The sequence below is a fragment of the Wolbachia endosymbiont of Cylisticus convexus genome, from assembly GCF_003344345.1.
Window position 1 is genome coordinate 1 of the sequence record NZ_QPIP01000162.1, and the last position, 1,141, is coordinate 1,141.

Annotated in this window: 3 pseudogenes; all 3 read left to right on the forward strand. The window is 35.8% G+C overall.

Annotated elements, in window-relative coordinates:
• Window positions 1–507 (forward strand): annotated as a pseudogene (locus tag Wcon_RS13555) (ankyrin repeat domain-containing protein); the annotation flags it as partial.
• Window positions 508–531: 24 nt separating this feature from the next.
• A pseudogene (locus tag Wcon_RS13560) lies at window positions 532–813 on the forward strand (ankyrin repeat domain-containing protein); the annotation flags it as partial.
• 119 nt (window positions 814–932) lie between these two features.
• Window positions 933–1,141 (forward strand): annotated as a pseudogene (locus tag Wcon_RS13565) (IS256 family transposase); the annotation flags it as partial.

Genomic DNA, 1,141 nt, shown 5'->3' on the forward strand with positions numbered 1-1,141 from the left:
GTGCAGTATTCGCAAAAAGTTTAGAAAATGTAAAAGTGCTGCTAAGATCTGGAGCAGAAGTAAATGCCACTCAATATGTCAGCGGATGTACACCACTGCACTCTGCGTGCAAAATAGGAGGAGCAGGAGTTGAAATAATAAAAGAGCTAGTAAAAGCAGGGGCTGAGGTTAATCAACTGAATAACAACACCAATGTATTACATATGGGAAAGTGAAAAGTATTGTTTATGGAATAGTGGAGAGAATGAAAAAGCAAGTAAATTTCTGAGAGAAAAAGGAGGAGTAACAAAAAGTAGAAAACTGACGTGCTATGGAATAGAAGGGCTAGTGGGAGAAATAGCAGACATGTTGGATGGGAGCTATATGCCGGAGTTAAAAATAATAGAGATAGGAGAAATAAGGAAGAGAGACAAATCAGTAATAAAGGAAGAATGTAAAAATTTAGCAAGCAAGATAATGAGCAAAGTGAACGAAATGATAGATGAGGTGGTGAGAAAGAAGGCTTAGGTTTAAAGAAAGGTGGGGTAGATTATGAGTAAAAAAGGAAAAGAGGCATTTAATAAGTCAGCAAAAGAATTATTAGAGAACTCATATAAAAATATTTATGCAAGAGACGAGAAGGAAAGAACAGCTCTGCATTATGCAATAGACGCAAAAACAGTGAGGTTACTAGTCGAAAAAGGAGTAGATGTGAATGCAGCAGATGTGGAAGGATATACAGCACTACACCTAGCGATAACGGAGAAACGTCTAGAAACGGTTAGAGAATTGATAAAATCAGGAGCGAATACAAATGCGGAAGAGTTCTCTAATTGCATAAAAGTCAACAATAATTTTTTGTATCATGAAAAATATTTTTTGAGGGAACGTTCAAAAAAGTGTGTCAAACCAAAAAAAAAGTAATAAATTGATATAAAAAATGGAGGTTTGACATGAGTCAAAAAATAGCAAACAGAACTACAGGTTTGGTGGACTATAAAGAACTAGAAACAAATATTTTATCATCTATCAGAGAAGGTAAGCCGCTAACAGGAAGAGATGGAGCATTAACACCATTTATAAAAAGGCTGCTAGAGGCAAGTCTGGAAGGTGAAATAGAAAGCCACTTGTCTGTTGAAAGCGAGGAAAATAACCGAAGAAA